Below are 16,258 nucleotides of genomic sequence, written 5' to 3'. Positions count from 1 at the left end.
GCCCCGCCCCGATCGGGGCGGGCTTCCCTCCCACCGACCGGGCCCCATCCGCGGGAATGTCCGCTCCTGCCCACCCTGCGGAGGTCATCGATGGGAGGGGCGGCGTCGGACGCCCGCCCGACAGCCGTCACTTCCGCAGCCTCTGCTCCGCCGGGCCGATCGCGCTGCAGGTGGATCCGGGAGGTCAGCGCCCGCTGCCGGCGTAGACCGTGGCGGTGGTGTCGCCGTCGAGCTCGAAGGCCGCGTGGACGGCCCGGACCGCGGTGTCGAGCAACTCGGCGCCGGTGACGACGGAGATGCGGATCTCCGAGGTGGAGATCATGTCGATGTTCACGCCGGCGTCGGACAGGGCCCGGAAGAAACGGTAGGAGACGCCCGGATTGGAGCGCATGCCCGCACCGATCAGGGAGAGCTTGCCGATCTTCTCGTCGTACTCGACCGTCTCGAAGCCCACGCGGTCCTGGGCCGCGCCCAGGGCGGCGAGCGCATCCGCGCCGTCGACGATGGGCAGCGTGAAGGATATGTCGGTGCGGCCGGAGCCGTGCGTCGAGACGTTCTGCACGATCATGTCGATGTTCGTGTTGGCACCCGCGACGATGCCGAAGATCTCCGCGGCCTTGCCGGGGATGTCGGGCACCCCGACCACCGTGACCTTCGCCTCGGAGCGGTCGTGTGCAACGCCGGAGATGATGGGCTGTTCCAAGGGTTCTCCCTCTTGAATCTTGATCTGGTCGTCGGGACTGGGCAGCACCCAGGTGCCTTCGTTGTGGCTGAACGATGAGCGGACGTGGAGGGGTACCCCGAAACGCCGTGCGTACTCGACACAGCGCAGGTGCAGGATCTTCGCGCCGGACGCGGCCATCTCCAGCATCTCCTCGCTGGAGATGGTGTCGATCTTCTGCGCGGACGGGACCACGCGCGGATCCGCCGTGTAGACGCCGTCGACGTCGGTGTAGATCTCGCAGACGTCGGCGTCGAGCGCTGCCGCGAGGGCGACGGCGGTGGTGTCCGACCCGCCGCGGCCGAGCGTCGTGATGTCGTTGCTGTCCCGGCTCATGCCCTGGAACCCGGCCACGATCGCGACGTCGCCCTTCTCGATGGCCGTCCGGATGCGGTGCGGGGAGACGTCGATGATGCGGGCCTTGCCGTGGATGGCGTCGGTGATCATGCCGGCCTGGCTGCCGGTGAAGGACTGGGCGGACGCTCCGATGCCGTGGATGGCCATCGCGAGCAGGGCCATCGAGATGCGCTCGCCGGCACTGAGGAGCATGTCCATCTCGCGCGCGTCGGACGCCGCGGGACTCACCTGGCCGGCGAGGTCCAGCAACTCGTCCGTGCTGTCGCCCATCGCGGAGACGACGACCACCACCTGATGGCCTGCGGACTGGGTGTCGACGACACGCCGGGCCACCCGCTTGATGCCCTCGGCGTCGGCGACCGAGGACCCGCCGAATTTCTGGACTATGAGGCTCATGCACTCGCTCACTGGTGAAGGGCGGACGACGGCGGTGGACCCGGCCGCACGGATGGTTGCGAAAGGGGCGGCAGCATCGGCGCCTCGGCGGGCGGCGGGCGTGGGCCCGGCGCCGGTGCAAGTGTAGCGGCGCCCTCTTTGCGCTCCCAAAGTCTGGGTCCGAATAAGTAGGGACCCGCACCGGTGCAGACGGAGTTCCGTCGCATACCCTCATACCATGACCAACGACTATGGGGGAATAGTTGTCGAGGGGGTTGCGCGGCGTTTCGGCACCGTGCAGGCGATCCGCGACATCGATTTCGAAGCTCCGCCCGGAGAAGTGACCGCACTGATCGGTCCCAACGGTTCCGGCAAGACCACACTGATGCTGATCCTCGCGAGCCTCCTGGCTCCCGATCTCGGCACGGTCCGGGTGGCAGGATTCGATCCCGTCAGCCACCCGGCCGAGGTGCGGAGCCGCGTCGGCTGGATGCCGGACACCCTCGGCGTCTGGGATTCGCTCACCTCGCTCGAGGTGCTGAAGACGCTCGGGGCGCTCTACGGGATGAGCGCGGCCGACTCTGCCCGGCGGGCGGAGGAACTCCTGGTCTCCGTGAACCTCACCGAGTTCGGTCGGCAGCCCGCCCGCGTCCTGTCCCGCGGTCAGCAGCAACGGCTCAGCCTTGCGCGGGCGCTCATCCACGACCCGGCGGTGCTGCTGCTCGACGAGCCGGCCTCGGGCCTGGATCCCGGGTCCAGGGTGGAACTCCGGTCGCTCCTGCGCTCCCTGGCCGCCGACGGCAAGACCGTCGTCGTCTCCAGCCATGTCCTCTCGGAACTCGACGAGATCGCCGACCGGGCGGTGTTCGTGAGCCGCGGACAGTCGGTGAAGAGCCAGACGCTCGACGAAGCCGGCAGCCAGACGCGCCGCTACTACGTCCAGGCCGAGCCCATGTCCGCCCTCGCCGAGGCATTGCAGAGTTACGGCGTGCGGTTCGAGACGCGCGGTGACTCGCGGCGCGAGGAGTTCCTCGTCCAACTCGGCAGCACCGCGGAAGCGTCCTGGCTGCTGCGCACCCTGGTGATGAGCGACGTCATCGTCACCGCTTTCGCGCCCGCCGGCGGCGCGCTCGAGGAGACCTACATGAGTCTGGATACGGATCGACGATGAGCACCGTGACTGAACCCTCGAGCCCGCAGCCCGTCCGCACGGTGGCCCTCCCCTTCCGGTCCGCCGTCCGCACCATCTTCGTCCTGGAGATGAAGCAGCGGCTCCGCGGCAAGGGCTGGTACTGGATGCTCGGTATCTGGTTCGTGGTGATCGGCTTCATCTTCGTCCTCGGAACGGGGGTGATCGGCACCATGGACAACCAGGGCGGCATCCTGTTCGACCTGATCGTCGGATTCGTGCTGCTGTTCGGCCTGCTCGTGGCCCCCGGTCTGTCCGCGAACGCCGTCAATGGGGACCGCGCGGGCGGTACGCTCGCCATCCTGCAGGTCACCCTCATCACCCCGGGGCAGCTCCTGGCCGGCAAGTGGCTCGCGTCCTGGGTGGGGTCCCTCGCGTTCCTCGTCCTCAGCTGCCCGTTCATCTTCTGGGCACTGGCCCTCGGGGGCGTCAACCTGCCGGAGGCCCTGGTCTCGCTGGTGATGCTCGCCGTCGAGCTCGGGGTGGCCTGCGCCATCGGTGTGGGCGTCTCCTCACTCGCTACCCGTCCGCTCTTCTCCATCGTGAGCACCTACATGCTGGTGGCGCTGCTCGCCGTCGGCACGGTGATCGTCTTCGGGCTGAGCACCCTGCTGGTGATGGAGGAGCGGACGGTGCGGTCCTCGTACTACACCTATCCGGAGAGCAGCATCGACGGCCTCGGAGTTCCCGCTCCGGACGCCGAAATGGAATGCGTGGCCCAGACGTACACCACCGACCTGCCGGACACGCAGTACATCACCTGGATCCTCGCGGCCAATCCGTTCGTGGTGGTCGCCGACGCCGTCCCGTACACCCTGCCCGAACCCGGCAGTACCGGCGGTCAGCCGATGGGGTACTCCACCGGCCCGTTCTACACACCCGGCGTCATGGAGACCATCAGCCAGGGAGTCCGCTCTGCCCAGGCGGGCCCGGACCTCGAGGTGACGTGCGAGGAGTCGATGGGCGGCATGCAGCCACTCCCGCAGGGGGTGCCGATCTGGCCGCTCGGGCTGGGGATCCAGCTCCTGCTGGCGGGCGGACTCCTCCTGATCGGCCGGCGGAGACTGACCATGCCGGCCAGACGGCTGACGCAGGGGACGCGCATCGCCTGACGCAGGTGTGCGGGGCTCAGGACATGACGCGGCGGCCCTCGAAGGCGCGGCCGAGGGTGACCTCGTCCGCGTACTCGAGGTCCCCGCCGACCGGCAGGCCCGAGGCGAGCCTGGTCACCGGGATGCCGATGGTCTTGAGCATGCGCACCAGGTAGGTCGCCGTCGCCTCACCTTCGAGGTTCGGGTCCGTGGCGATGATGATCTCCTGGATCTGATCGTCCGAGAGGCGCGCGAGCAGTTCCCGGATGCGCAGCTGGTCCGGACCGACACCGGCGATCGGATTGATGGCACCTCCGAGGACGTGGTACCGGCCCCGGAAGGACCGGGTCCGCTCGACGGCGATGACGTCCTTGGACTCCTCGACCACGCAGATCATGGTCGGATCTCGGCGCGGGTCGCGGCAGATGGCGCACTTGTCCTGCTCCGCCACGTTGCCGCAGACGATGCAGAACTTCACCCGTTCCTTGACGGTCGTGATGGCCGTGACGAGCCGTTTCATGTCGTCACTGTCCGCCTCGAGGATGTGGAACGCGAGGCGTTGGGCGGACTTCGGCCCCACCCCGGGCAGGCGTCCGAGCTCGTCGATCAGCTCCTGCACTGCTCCTTCGTACACGCTGTTCCCTCTCTGCACTGCTTCGGTGGTGGTCGTGCGGGCGCCGGTCGACGGCGGCTGCCTCCGGTGATGGGATGGTCGGCGTCGGCGCCGCGGTGTCCGTGCGCCGCCGTCCAGGCCGGCCGCCACACGAGGTCTCGGCACTGCTTCCATTGTCCGCCCTGTCGGGGCGCCCGGCGTCCAGAATCGCGCGCCCCCATCGACTCCACCCGGCAGCGGGCGACGCCGTCCTGGCGGGAGCGGGCAGCCTACTGACCGTCGAGGCTCCGCTCCTCGACGAGCCGCCCGTTGAGGATCCGCTCGATGGCGGTCCTGCCCACGAGGCCGGACTCCTCGATCGTCTCGTCATCGGCGCTCGGCTCGTCCTCGACGAAGCGGAGGTCGACCGTACTGCGCACAGCGGCTGCTTCCTCAGCCCGTTTCCGCTCGGCCTCATCGAGCAGTTTCTGGTAGCGGCTGACCGGCTTGCGCAGCGCGTTGCCGGGATCGGCCGGTCGGTCGGACGGTGAACCGATCCTCTCCGCTGCGTCGCCGGGCGCGACGACGGCAGCGGATCCTCCTGCCATCGGTGCCGGTGCGGGTGGGCCCTGGGTGGCGGGCGCGGAACCGGAACTGCTGTCCACCGCAGGAGCGTCCCTGCGGATGAAGCTCGGAATGACGGGGCCGGGGGGACGTGCGCCGGCAGGTGATGCCCGCGGTCCATCGGCCTGAGGCGATGCGTCCGGTCCACCGGCCTCGGGTGGGCGCTGGGCAGGCTGCGCCTGCGGCGACAGTCCGTCCCCGGGATCGGCCCGGTCGACGGTCCTTGCGTCGCCGTCCGGCGATCGGTCGGGCGATCGGTCGGGCGATCGGTCCGGCGTAGGGGCGGGAGGGCTCCACACGACACTGCGTGAGGCGGTCCGCTCGGATGCCTGCTGATCGGCTCGCCCCGCCGGGGCGGGCGCCTGCCGAGGTGATCCGCCGGCGGGCGGGAGGCTGTGCTGATCGGCTTGTCCCGACGGAGCGGAGCCCGGTGCGCGCGGGGCCTGGGCCGTTGGATCGGCACTGCCGGAGTGTCCTGAGGTGCGGGGGCCCGGGCGGACAGGACCACCTGACCGCTGGCCCACTCCTCCGGCGGCGGCGTGTGAGCCGGACCGCTCGGGCGGATGGCTGCCACTCGCCTGCGCTGCACGTCCGCCCCGCTGTCCGCCGCCACGGTCCGGGCGGGAGGCCTGGTCGACGCCGGGCGACGGCGATCGACGGTCGTAGGGATCCGCGGGGACGGATCCCCAGCCGGGGCCGGGGTCGAAGGCTTCCTCCGGTGGTTCCACCAGAGCCCAGGAATCGTCGGACATGGACGGATCCCAGGCGCCGACCGCCTCCTGCCGAGTCTCGTCACGGGTGCCCGGTCCGGTCGTGCCCTTCAGGCGCTGCGCGGCAGGTCGACCCTGGTGATCGGTGAGAGCTCCTGTGCCGGCTGCGGCGTTGCGGGACGCTGGCGTGCCCGATGAGGCAGGTGCGGCATCGCGCGACGGGCCGGTGCTGGCAGGACCACGTCGTGGAGCCTCCGCACCCGTCCCGGGCGACGTGACCGAGGGTGGGGATGCGACGGCTCCTGGGGCGTCTGCGTCATCCCTCGGGGATGCCGTCCCAGCTGGCATGGGGTCACTATCGGCCGAAGACCCAGCCGGGCCGGGGTCAGCAGGTGCAGCAGGTGCACCGACGCCCGGCGTCCCACCGCGCCGGGATGCGGCAGCAGCGGGCGAGGAGGCGCTGTCGGACGAGGGTGCGACGGGGCCGGATGCGGCAGCAGCGGGCGAGGAGGCGCTGTCGGACGAGGGTGCGACGGGGCCGGGTGCGGCAGCAGCGGGCGAGGAGGCGCTGTCGGACGAGGGTGCAGCGGGGCCCGGTGCGGTGCGAGCAGCAGGGCCTGGAGCAGCGGGTGCACCGACGCCCGGCGTTCCACCAGGGCGGGATCCGGCGGCGCCGGACGAGGGGCTCTCGGCGGGCGGTGCAGGAGGGCCGGCTGCAGCAGCTGCGCCGGCGCTCATGGGCCGCTCTGCAGGCCCAGGAGTGGGCACGGTGGAGCCCGGGTCCGGGCTCCCCGGACCGTTCTGGCTAGCCGGTACTTTTGGGCCCGACTCACCCGCCCCGTCGGCGTCATGGACCGCTTCGATGGAACAGGTCAATCCGAGGACCTTGTGGATGGCCTGCTTCACGTTGTCCATGTGCTGACCGCGCTGGAACCCGATGGCCGTTCCCTGGTTGGCGAAAGCGAGGACCAGTTGGTTGCCCTCGAAGGAGCGCGGTTTCGCGGACACGTTCACGATCAGCCAGGTGGCCCGCTTGATCTTGGCCACCTCGTCCATGATCTCCGGCCAAGCTCGCCGCACCATCTCCACATTCCCGCCACCGCGGGCCGTTGGCGGAGCGCCCTGCACATCTGCAGATGCACCCGGCTCTGCAGTGGGGGTCGGCCGGGCTTCCGGACCAGAACCGTGGACGTCCGCTGGACGGGTGGCTGGACCACGGTCGTCCTCCTCGGGACGGCGTCCCTGGGCGTCACCGCGGGACACCGCAGGTTGCGTCGACTGCCTGTCCTCCGCGGCACCCTGGGCGCCGTGATCGGATGACGAGGTGCCGGGGTGTGCGTCGCTCGGTGCGACGGACGAAGCGGGGCGGGAAGGGGTAGGGCCGGATGCGGCGGGACCGGCTGCGATAGGCCCGGACGGTTCCTCGGCTGCGGCTGCGGTTGCAGCTGGAGCAGAACCCGTGCCGCCTGACGTGGGACCGGCACCGGCGGCGCCAGATCCGGCACCGGCACCGGCGGCACCTGGATCGGTCCCGGCACCGGATGAAACCGGAGCCGCACCATCGCCGGGCTTCCTCCGGTCCGCCGGACCGTCGTTGAAGGCCGAATCGGTGGAGACGCCCCAAGCGCCACCCCAGTCGGGTGACGAGTCCGCCGGCGCGGAGCCCTGCCCGGCACGATCGGCGCGCGCGGCTGCAGGGACGGCCGGCACGGCGGGGGAATCGGCCGACCGTACTGCTGCGGGGATGGCCGGAGCGGCGGGATCGGCTGCGGGAAGCGACCAGCGCGCCGCCGCTTCTTCGGCGTTGCGTGGGACGTCCAGCCGCGGCCGCGCCGGGCGCGCGGGCGCTGCATCGGATTCCGTCTCGGGTGACGCCTCGGGCGATGCAGTGGGTGACGCCGTGGCCGGGGCGCCGCCGGCGTACTCGAGGCGCCGCTCGATGCGGTCCACGCGGGCGAGGGTCCCCCGGACCGATGTGTCGGCGGCGGGCAGCAGGAGCCGCGCGCACAGGAGTTCGAGGTGCAGTCGTGGCGAGGTGGCGCCGGTCATCTCGGTCAGCGCCGTGTTGGTGATGTCAGCCGAGCGGGACAGCTCCCCGCCGCCGAGCTGCGTCGCCTGCGTCCGCATGCGGTTCAGCTGGTCGTCCGGGACACCCCGGAGGATCGAGGAGGCACCCTCGGGTACCGCATTGATGACGATCAGGTCCCTGAAGCGCTCGAGCAGGTCCTCGACGAAACGCCGCGGATCGTGACCGGTCTGGATGACGCGGTCCACGGCGTCGAACACCGTCCCGGCGTCTCCTGCCGCGATCGACTCGACGACGTCGTCGAGCAGGGTGGCGTGCGTGTACCCGAGGAGGGAGACCGCGAGCTCGTAGTCGAGGCCTGCTTCGCCGGCGCCTGCCATGAGCTGGTCGAGCACGGAGAGCGAATCGCGGACGGAGCCGCCGCCCGCTCGGATGACGAGCGACAGGACGCCCGGCGCCACCGGCACGTTCTCCTGCCGGCACAGCAGTTCGAGGTACCCCATGAGGGGCTCAGGCGGAACGAGCCGGAAGGGGTAGTGGTGCGTCCGCGAGCGGATGGTGCCGATGACCTTGTCCGGTTCGGTGGTCGCGAAGATGAAGAGGATGTGCTCCGGTGGCTCCTCCACGATCTTCAGGAGGGCGTTGAACCCGGCGGACGTGACCATGTGGGCCTCGTCGATGATGAAGATCTTGAAGCGGTCGCGGACGGGCGCGAACGTGGCGCGCTCACGGAGGTCCCGGGCGTCGTCCACGCCACCGTGGCTGGCGGCGTCGATCTCGATGACGTCGAGGCTCCCGGAACCGTTGCGGGCGAGTTCCACGCAACTGTCGCAGACGCCGCAGGGCGTGGAGGTGGGCCCCTGCGCGCAGTTCAGGCATCGGGCGAGGATGCGCGCGGAGGTGGTCTTGCCGCAGCCGCGCGGCCCGGAGAACAGATAGGCGTGGTTGATGCGGTCCTTGTCGATCGCCGCCATCAGGGGGTCGGTGACATGCTCCTGACCGATGACGTCCGCAAAGGTCTCCGGACGGTAGCGACGGTAGAGGGCTGTACTCACGGAAGAACCTTATCGGTTGATGCTGACGGTTTGCATGCCGGGCCGGCGGGGGTGGAGAACAGGTCCGAGGGGTCCACGACCCACGGCTGCCGCGGGAGGCGCGCCGGGTCGAACGCCCCGAGCGCGGCCTGGAGCGATCCCTCCGGAAGCCCGAGGGAGGACAGCAGGAGCGCGAGGACCGCACCGGGCGTCCGCCCCTGAACGGCGAGGTCCTCCAGTGTCACGTCTCCATCCCGTTTGGCGAGGCGGCGCCCCTCGGCCGTGACCGCCAGGGGGACGTGCGCGTATGCCGGGGCGGGCAGGCCGAGCAGGGAGGCGAGGTAGGCCTGGCGCGGCGCGGACGTGAGCAGGTCGTCCCCGCGCACCACCTGGTCGACGCCCTGCGCGGCGTCGTCGACGACGACGGCGAGGTTGTAGGCGATCACCCCGTCGTTCCGCCGCAGCACGACGTCGTCGACCGGCGCTGTCACACTCCCGGCGAGGACGTCGTCGACGGTCCAGGCGTCCACCGCGGATCTCAACCGGAGCGCCGGCGGGCGCTCGCGGCGCCGTCGTGCCCGGTCCTCCGCGGTGAGGTCACGGCACGTGCCGGGGTAGAAGCCCGGACGCGCATGCGGTGCGCTGGCCGCTTCGGCGACATCGCGGCGCGTGCAGAAGCACTCGTAGGCGAGGTCCCGCTCGATCAGTGTGCGGAGGGCCCCGGAGTAGAGATCGGTGCGGTCGCTCTGTCGGAGGACGGCGGAGTCGGAGGTGATCCCCAGAGCGGCGAGTTCCGCCAGCTGATCCGCCTCGGCACCTGCCCGGACGCGGTCAAGGTCCTCGACCCGGAGGAGGAAACGGCGCCCGGTGGACCGGGCGAACAACCAGGCGACGACGGCGGTCCGGAGATTGCCGACGTGCAGCCGGCCGGAGGGGCTGGGCGCGAAGCGGCCGGCGCCCGTGTCTGCCACCGTGCACCCTCCTCGGCTGGACTCGCTTAAAAGTGAAGACCCCCCATGCACCTGCCAGAGCCCGCTTACCCTTGCTACCTTCCGGTCCTGGGGGAGTTCACAGGATGACACCACATGAGGGGCCGGGAAATAGTCTACACAGCTGACAGCGCCGCTCCCGAATCGACGGCTGGGCCCGGAACGGGGCGCGATTCGGCAGGATCCGCTTGTATGGGTATTCTGGTATCTGCTCCGAACGAGGAGGATTCGCCTAGCGGCCTATGGCGCACGCCTGGAACGCGTGTTGGGTTCACGCCCTCGGGGGTTCAAATCCCCCATCCTCCGCTCATAGCAATCAGCAGGACCCCGGCATCCGCGCCGGGGTCCTGCTGTCTATGCGGGCGAGCCGCCGCCGATCCTGCGGATACGGGTCTTCGCCGCCGCTTCCGCGGGACCCTCGGGCCCGAGCCCCAGCCGGATGACGCCGAGGACGAGCCGCACCGCCGGACGGATGGGCAGCGGGAGGGGCCCGAGCGACGGGACGCGCAGCCCGAGCATCTCGCGGTGCCGCGGCTCGAGCGTCGACACCGCGCCCGCCAGGAGGATCTGGTAGCCGAGGCGCTGGGACCGTGGCAGGGGCGGGTGCCGGATGTACGCGAGCGCCTCCTGCACCTGGTCGCTCCCGGTCAGCTCGTCGTCGAAGGCTGCCAGCTGGGCCCGGAGTTCCGCCTCGGACCGCGGCGGGTCCTCGAGGCCCATCAGCTCGCCCGCGGCCGCCCACTCGCGGACGTACTCGTCGACACCGCCGGGGATGGGCCCGCCGTACGCCCGGTGCGCCGCCACGAAGGCGTCGGTGAAGGCCAGGTGCACCCACCGGATGAGGTCCGGATCCGCTGCCGAGTAGGCCTTCTCGGTCCCGTGGCTGTCGACGTAGGTGCCGTGCACCCTCGTGTGGAGCCGCTGCACGAAGGCGGAGCCCTCCTGCGCGGCGACCCTCGAGCCGTAGGTGACGGTGTAGATCCAGCGGATGGTGTTGGCCAGGCGCCCGAGCGGCTCCTCGCGGAAGCTGGAGTGCGCGTGCACGCCCGCCATCGCGCCGGGATGCAGAGCCTGGAGCAGGAGGGCGCGGATGCCCGCGACGGTCGGGGTGATGGAGCTGTGGACGGTCCACACCGCGGATCCGACCGGGAAGTAGCCGGGATCGTCGCCCTTCTCGAACTCGAACTGCCACTGCGGGATGGTGGGATCGCCGTCGGTGAAGGTGGTGCGGAGCTGCGTCTTCCACGTGGCGATGATTCCCATGCGGCGATCCGTCCTGTCGGTGCTTCCGCGGCCCTGCGGGCCGTCAGCTGTCCAACGTCCTCCCGCCCCGGTTTGCTCCGGGGACCGCGGTGGTGCCCATCCGCATGGCAGGGTGGAACGAAGCAGGAGCACACCACCTACCAGGGAGCAGCCATGTCCTCGACGGACCTGTACGGGATCGATCTCACCATGAACGACGGCACGCCGAGGTCGTTCGGCGACTTCCGCGGCCGGCCCGTCCTGGTGGTCAACGTCGCGTCCAAGTGTGGTTTCACGCCCCAGTACGCGGGGCTGGAGGCGCTGTACAGCAGGTACTCCGAGCAGGGCCTCGTGGTCCTCGGCATGCCCTGCAACCAGTTCATGGGGCAGGAACCCCTGAACGACGGCGAGATCGCCGAGTTCTGCTCCACCACGTTCGGCGTGACGTTCCCGCTGATGGCCAAGGGCGATGTCCGCGGGAAGGACCAGCACCCTCTCTACAAGCAGCTGACGACCTTCAAGAACGGTGTCTTGCCGGGCCTCGTGAAGTGGAACTTCGAGAAGTTCCTCGTCAACCGCGACGGCGAGATCGTCGCACGCTTCGCCCCCACGGTGGAGCCGGACGCCCCCGAGGTCGTCGCCGCCATCGAGAAGGTGCTGGAAGCCCAGGCGGCCTGAGCCGGACGCCCCCGGCAGCAACCCTCGTGTACCGGCCGGAGGGCGCCGGCGCCCAGGGATCCTAGCCGAGCGAGGCCACGCACCGGGCGAGGAAGGCGGCGCCCGCCTCCTCGTGGATGAGGGCACCTTCGGTGATGACCTCGTAGGGCTTCGCCGGGACGCCGTCCGCGGGCCGGACGTCCACGTGTGCGACGTCGAACCCCTGCTCGTGCAGGTAGTCGGCCATGGCGTAGTCGGTCCGGGAGTCGCCCACGGTCCGCCAGGCGCGCGGAGGGTCCATGAAGGGTGCGACGAGCGTGAGGGCCCGCTCGGCACCCACGTCCTTGCCCGTCCGCACCGATTCGATGTCGGTCGAGATGATGGTCGGGTCCACGCGGTAGTCGATGTGGCCGTTGCTGTCCGGTTCCTCGCGGTCGAGGCGGGACGCACCCATGTCGTGGCTGTGCAGGATGTCCATCGCGTCGTCGTCGAACCCCTGCTGCCCCACCAGGTAGTCCGCGTTGGTCGCGGTGAGCAGCTGCTCCACCGAGACCATGGCGAGCTTGGTCTCGTCGAAGAACATGAGGTCGGCGTACTTCTCCTCCACGAGATCGCGCACGTCGTCGGCGAAACTCACCGGCAGGGCGAGGTCGCGGTCCACGAAGACCTCCCCGGCGCCGTCGGCCGTGAACGAGAACCAGGTGGCACCCTTCTCGCAGACGGCGTGGAAGGTGACGCCGACCGGGATGCCGGCCGCCATCATGGGCGCCATCACCTGCTCCCGGATGAAGGCGTCCGAGCGGCCGGTGTTGAAGACGACGGGCCAGCCCGCGGCGGCGAGGGTGAGCAGATCCGCGATGATGCCTGCCGGGACGGTGCGCGTCACCGGACTGGCGACGGGCCCGTCGACATCGAGCAGGAGTCCCACCGTGGGCTGCCCCGAAGCTGCGCTGGGCAGTGCGGGGGCGTCGGGCAGGAGGTCGAGTGGGGCATCCGTAGGCATGTCCCCATTATGTTCCCGCCCGGGCCGCCCTTCCATCCGCGGCTGTTTGACAGCCGATGTGATCTGCACCATACTTGTGGAATCGATTCCATGGAATCGATTCCACAACGGCGTAGGGAGCAGCGTGCGGTCAGTGACGATCAAGGATGTCGCCGGGAGGGCGGGCGTCTCCACCGCGACGGCGTCCCGCGTCCTGTCCGGTCATCCCAGTACGTCCCCCGCGGCACGGACCGCCGTCGAGCAGGCCGTCGCCGACCTCGGGTTCCGCCCCAATGCGCAGGCGAGGTCGCTCCGCAGGACGACGACCCAGACCCTCGGGCTCCTCCTGCCCGACATCCGCAATCCCTTCTTCGCCGACCTCGCCCATGCCGTCGAGCAGCGTGCACGCGACTTCGGCTACCTCACGCTGTTCGGCAACGCGAACGAGAGTGTGGAGCAGCAGGACCGCTACTTCGACGTCATGCTCTCGCAGCGCGTGGACGGGCTGATCGCTGCTCCCCAGGGTGACAGGGCGAGCCTCGCCGGTATCCTAGGCAGCGGGCTGCCCACGGTCTTCGTGGACCGGGTGATCGACGGCGCCGACGTGCCGAGCATCAGCCCCGACAACCGGACCGGCATCCATGAGGCCGTGGAACACCTGCTCGGGCTGGGACACCGGCGCATCGGCTACATCGCCGGGCCACAGAGCACGTCCACGGGCCGCGAGCGGCTGCGGGCGTACCAGGAAGCGATCAGCGGAACCGCCGCGGACGACGACGGCGGCCTGGTCCACGTCGGCGACTTCCAGGCGGCGAGCGGCGCTGCCGGAGCGCATGCGCTGCTCGACCTGGCCGACCCGCCGACGGCCGTCCTCGCGGCCGACAGCCTCATGTCCATCGGGGCCATCGGCGTCTGCAACGAGCGCGGAGTCGCCATCGGCGCGGACCTGGCCTTCGTGGGCTACGACGACATCGAGGCCTTCACGCTGCTGAACCCGGCCCTCACCGTGATCGCGCACGACGTCGATGCGATGGGACGGGGTGCGGTCGAGATGCTCGTGGCCGTGATCGCCGGCGAAGCGGCGGAGTCCCGGGTCCTGCCGAGCCGGCTGATCGTCCGCGGTTCCACCATGGATTCCCCGAAAGGACCCTCCGCATGAGCACGCCCATCCTGTCCCTCGAGCGCGTGACGAAGTCCTTCGGATCGGTCACCGTCATCGACGGCGTCTCCGTGGACGTCCACCCCGGCAGGGTCCAGGTACTCCTGGGGGAGAACGGCGCCGGGAAGTCGACGCTCATCAAGATGATGGCGGGGGTGTACCAGCCCGACGGCGGTCGGATCCTCGTCGACGGCCGCGACGTTACCCTGCCGGACACGAAGGCCTCCGAGGCACTCGGCATCGCCACCATCCACCAGGAACTCAACCTCGTGGGCTCCATGAGCATCGCCGAGAACATCTCGCTGGGACGGCTGCCGAAGCGCTTCGGGCTCGTGGATCGGCGGAGGATGAAGGAGAACGCCCGCGCGGCCCTCGCCCTGATCGGCCTGGACCTCGATGTGGACCAGCACGTCGGTGAACTCGGCATCGCCCGGCAGCAGCTCGTCGAGATCGCGAAGGCGCTGAGCATGGATGCCCGCATGCTCATCCTCGACGAACCCACGGCGGCACTGACCAAGCGCGAGATCGCAGCCCTGTTCGGCGTCGTCGACGACCTCCGGGCCCGCGGCGTCGGCATGGTCTTCATCTCCCACCACCTCGACGAGATCGCCGCGATCGGGGATTCCGTGTCCGTCCTCCGGGACGGTACCTTCATCGCCGAGGTTCCCGCGACCACCGACGAGGACGAGCTCGTCCGCCTGATGGTGGGCCGCGACATCGCGCAGCAGTTCCCGCGCCGCCGTGAGTTCGACGGCGCCCCCGAGACACTCCTGTCGGTCCGGAACCTCTCCACGAAGGGAATGGTCAACGACGTCTCCTTCGAGGTGCACGCCGGGGAGGTCGTGGCCCTCGCCGGGCTCGTCGGGGCGGGACGCACCGAAGTGGTGCGGGCCATCGCGGGCGTCGATCCCTACCTCACGGGTTCCGTCGCCGTCCGCGGCAGGGAGCTGCCGAGGCTCGACGTCGGGGCAGCCATCCGCGCCGGCGTGGGCCACGTTCCCGAGGACCGGAAGGTGCAGGGCCTCGTGCTGGGAGCGAGCGTCAACGACAACATCGGCTACGCGACCCTGGCCTCGACGGCGAAGGCGGGAGTCGTCGACTTCGCCGGCCAGCGCGCCCGTGCGCAGGGCGTGGCGGACACCCTGCGCATCCGGATGCGTGATCTCGATCAGCCCGTGGGCAGCCTGTCCGGAGGCAACCAGCAGAAAGCCGTCTTCGCGCGGTGGATCCTCGCCGAATCCTCGGTCCTGCTGCTGGACGAACCGACACGCGGCGTCGATGTCGGGGCCAAGGTCGAGATCTACGAGTTGATCAATGCCATCACGGCTGCCGGAGGCGCCGTCGTGATGGTCTCCAGCGAACTCCCCGAGGTCCTCGGGATGGCGGACCGCATCCTCGTGATGAGCGGCGGCCACATCTCGGGCGAACTCGACGCCACCACCGCAACCCAGGACGCCGTCATGTCCCTCGCCGTCCGTGACGTGCAGAGGGACCTCGAAGACCAGCAGATGAAGGACGAGGCATGAGCATCGCAAGCCGACCAGCCGTACGGAAGCCCGGTACGGGCGCCACCCGGGTCAGGACGTTCGTCGCGGAGAACGGCGCTCTCGTGGGTCTCGTGGTCCTCGGGCTCGCGCTCTTCATCGCGACTCCGGACTTCCTGACCGGGCCGAACCTCCTGAACATCGGGATCCAGGCGTCGGTCATCGCCGTCCTCGCCTTCGGTCTGACCTTCGTGATCGTGGCCGGCGGGATCGACCTCTCGGTGGGCTCCGTCGCCGCGCTCAGCGCCATGGGGTCCGCCTACATGTTCAGCACCGCGGCCCTGCCGGGATGGCTGGCACTGATCGGCGGACTCCTCGTCGGGACGCTCGCCGGCGCCGTCAGCGGATTCGCGGTCGCCTTCGGCAGGCTGCCCTCCTTCATCGCGACCCTCGCGATGCTCAGTGTGGCCCGCGGACTCACGCTCGTGCTCTCCGACGGCAGGCCCATCGCGACGGCGCCCGCCGTGTCCTTCCTCGGCGGCAACGTGGGTCCCGTCCCCATGCCGATCGTGATCCTCGTGATCGCCGGGATCGTGGCCGCCCTGATCCTCAACTACACCGTGATCGGCCGCTACATGTATGCGGTCGGCGGCAACACGGAGGCAGCCCGCCTCTCGGGCATCCCCGTGCGCCGGGTCCTCGTCACGGTCTTCGCGCTGTCCGGCCTGTTCGCAGCCCTCGCGGGGCTGCTGCTCTCCGGTCGCCTGGACTCCGCACAGCCCCAGGCCGCGGCGGGCTACGAGCTCGACGCCATCGCCGCCGTGGTCATCGGCGGAGCCTCCCTCGCCGGGGGCATCGGCCGGATCAGCGGCACCCTGATCGGCGCGCTGGTGCTCGTGGTCATCCGCAACGGCCTGAACCTGCTCAACGTGTCCTCCTTCTGGCAGCAGGTGGTGATCGGCGTGGTCATCGCCCTCGCCGTCGGCATCGACTCCCTCCGCCGGAAGACCGGCCACTAGCCCCACC

12 protein-coding genes, 1 tRNA gene and 1 other RNA gene are annotated in these 16,258 nt (G+C 70.2%); 7 read left to right on the top strand and 7 right to left on the bottom strand.

What is annotated here, in order from left to right; translation table 11 throughout:
* Nucleotides 1-184: 184 nt before the first annotated feature.
* Nucleotides 185-1,474 carry an aspartate kinase gene (locus ASF21_RS00560; protein WP_082471132.1) on the bottom strand — a complete coding sequence of 430 codons (1,290 nt, stop codon included), beginning with the start codon at nt 1,472-1,474 and terminating at the stop codon, nt 185-187.
* A 217-nt stretch (nt 1,475-1,691) separates the two neighbouring features.
* Between ASF21_RS00560 and ASF21_RS00555 the strand changes: the two genes are divergently transcribed.
* Together ASF21_RS00555 and ASF21_RS00550 are read left to right on the top strand one after the other, a co-directional pair.
* Complete coding sequence (locus tag ASF21_RS00555; protein WP_055765368.1) at nt 1,692-2,624, top strand: ABC transporter ATP-binding protein; 933 nt, start codon at nt 1,692-1,694, stop codon at nt 2,622-2,624.
* On the top strand, nt 2,621-3,754 hold the full coding sequence (locus tag ASF21_RS00550) for an ABC transporter permease (RefSeq protein ID WP_055765365.1): 1,134 nt from the start codon (nt 2,621-2,623) through the stop codon (nt 3,752-3,754). The genes ASF21_RS00555 and ASF21_RS00550 overlap by 4 nt, the downstream gene beginning before the upstream one ends.
* A gap of 16 nt (nt 3,755-3,770) precedes the next feature.
* Here ASF21_RS00550 and recR read toward each other — a convergent pair whose 3' ends face one another.
* The 4 genes from recR to ffs all read right to left on the bottom strand — a co-directional run bounded on the left by recR (nt 3,771) and on the right by ffs (nt 9,817).
* On the bottom strand, nt 3,771-4,367 hold the full coding sequence (gene recR / locus ASF21_RS00545) for a recombination mediator RecR (RefSeq protein WP_055765363.1): 597 nt from the start codon (nt 4,365-4,367) through the stop codon (nt 3,771-3,773).
* Between the two features lie 248 nt (nt 4,368-4,615).
* Complete coding sequence (locus ASF21_RS17195) at nt 4,616-8,740, bottom strand: DNA polymerase III subunit gamma and tau (protein ID WP_055765359.1); 4,125 nt, start codon at nt 8,738-8,740, stop codon at nt 4,616-4,618.
* Nucleotides 8,737-9,690: a tRNA glutamyl-Q(34) synthetase GluQRS gene (gene gluQRS / locus ASF21_RS00535; protein ID WP_055765356.1), complete on the bottom strand. Its 954-nt coding sequence runs from the start codon at nt 9,688-9,690 to the stop codon at nt 8,737-8,739. The genes ASF21_RS17195 and gluQRS overlap by 4 nt, the downstream gene beginning before the upstream one ends.
* Before the next feature lie 31 nt (nt 9,691-9,721).
* Nucleotides 9,722-9,817, bottom strand: an RNA gene (gene ffs, locus ASF21_RS16230) — signal recognition particle sRNA small type.
* Between the two features lie 112 nt (nt 9,818-9,929).
* Here ffs and ASF21_RS00530 point away from each other — a divergent pair.
* Nucleotides 9,930-10,014, top strand: a tRNA-Ser gene (locus ASF21_RS00530).
* A 48-nt stretch (nt 10,015-10,062) separates the two neighbouring features.
* Here the strand turns inward: ASF21_RS00530 and ASF21_RS00525 are convergent.
* Nucleotides 10,063-10,971 (bottom strand): oxygenase MpaB family protein, encoded by a 909-nt coding sequence (locus tag ASF21_RS00525; RefSeq protein ID WP_055765353.1) that lies wholly within the window; start codon nt 10,969-10,971, stop codon nt 10,063-10,065.
* A 153-nt stretch (nt 10,972-11,124) separates the two neighbouring features.
* Here ASF21_RS00525 and ASF21_RS00520 point away from each other — a divergent pair, with 153 nt between their 5' ends.
* The gene (locus tag ASF21_RS00520; RefSeq protein ID WP_055765351.1) at nt 11,125-11,628 is read left to right on the top strand and encodes a glutathione peroxidase; all 504 of its coding nucleotides are present in this window, start codon (nt 11,125-11,127) and stop codon (nt 11,626-11,628) included.
* Between the two features lie 61 nt (nt 11,629-11,689).
* Here ASF21_RS00520 and ASF21_RS00515 read toward each other — a convergent pair whose 3' ends face one another.
* Nucleotides 11,690-12,610, bottom strand: a complete 921-nt coding sequence (locus ASF21_RS00515; RefSeq protein WP_055765348.1) for a hypothetical protein — start codon at nt 12,608-12,610, stop codon at nt 11,690-11,692.
* A 133-nt stretch (nt 12,611-12,743) separates the two neighbouring features.
* On the opposite strand from ASF21_RS00515, the gene ASF21_RS00510 reads away from it, so the two are divergent.
* Genes ASF21_RS00510 through ASF21_RS00500 form a run of 3 tightly spaced genes read left to right on the top strand, consistent with a single transcriptional unit; the run spans nt 12,744 to nt 16,251 of the window.
* Nucleotides 12,744-13,748, top strand: coding sequence for a LacI family DNA-binding transcriptional regulator (locus tag ASF21_RS00510; protein WP_235498539.1), 1,005 nt, complete (start codon nt 12,744-12,746; stop codon nt 13,746-13,748).
* On the top strand, nt 13,745-15,274 hold the full coding sequence (locus ASF21_RS00505; protein ID WP_055765343.1) for a sugar ABC transporter ATP-binding protein: 1,530 nt from the start codon (nt 13,745-13,747) through the stop codon (nt 15,272-15,274). The genes ASF21_RS00510 and ASF21_RS00505 overlap by 4 nt, the downstream gene beginning before the upstream one ends.
* Nucleotides 15,271-16,251 carry an ABC transporter permease gene (locus ASF21_RS00500; protein ID WP_055765340.1) on the top strand — a complete coding sequence of 327 codons (981 nt, stop codon included), beginning with the start codon at nt 15,271-15,273 and terminating at the stop codon, nt 16,249-16,251. Before ASF21_RS00505 ends, ASF21_RS00500 begins: the two co-directional genes overlap by 4 nt.
* Nucleotides 16,252-16,258 lie beyond the last annotated feature (7 nt).

It is taken from the genome of Arthrobacter sp. Leaf234 (genome assembly GCF_001422665.1).
GTDB lineage: Bacteria > Actinomycetota > Actinomycetes > Actinomycetales > Micrococcaceae > Arthrobacter_D.
Note: the sequence above shows the minus strand (reverse complement) of the source record. Positions and strands in the feature narration are given on the sequence as shown.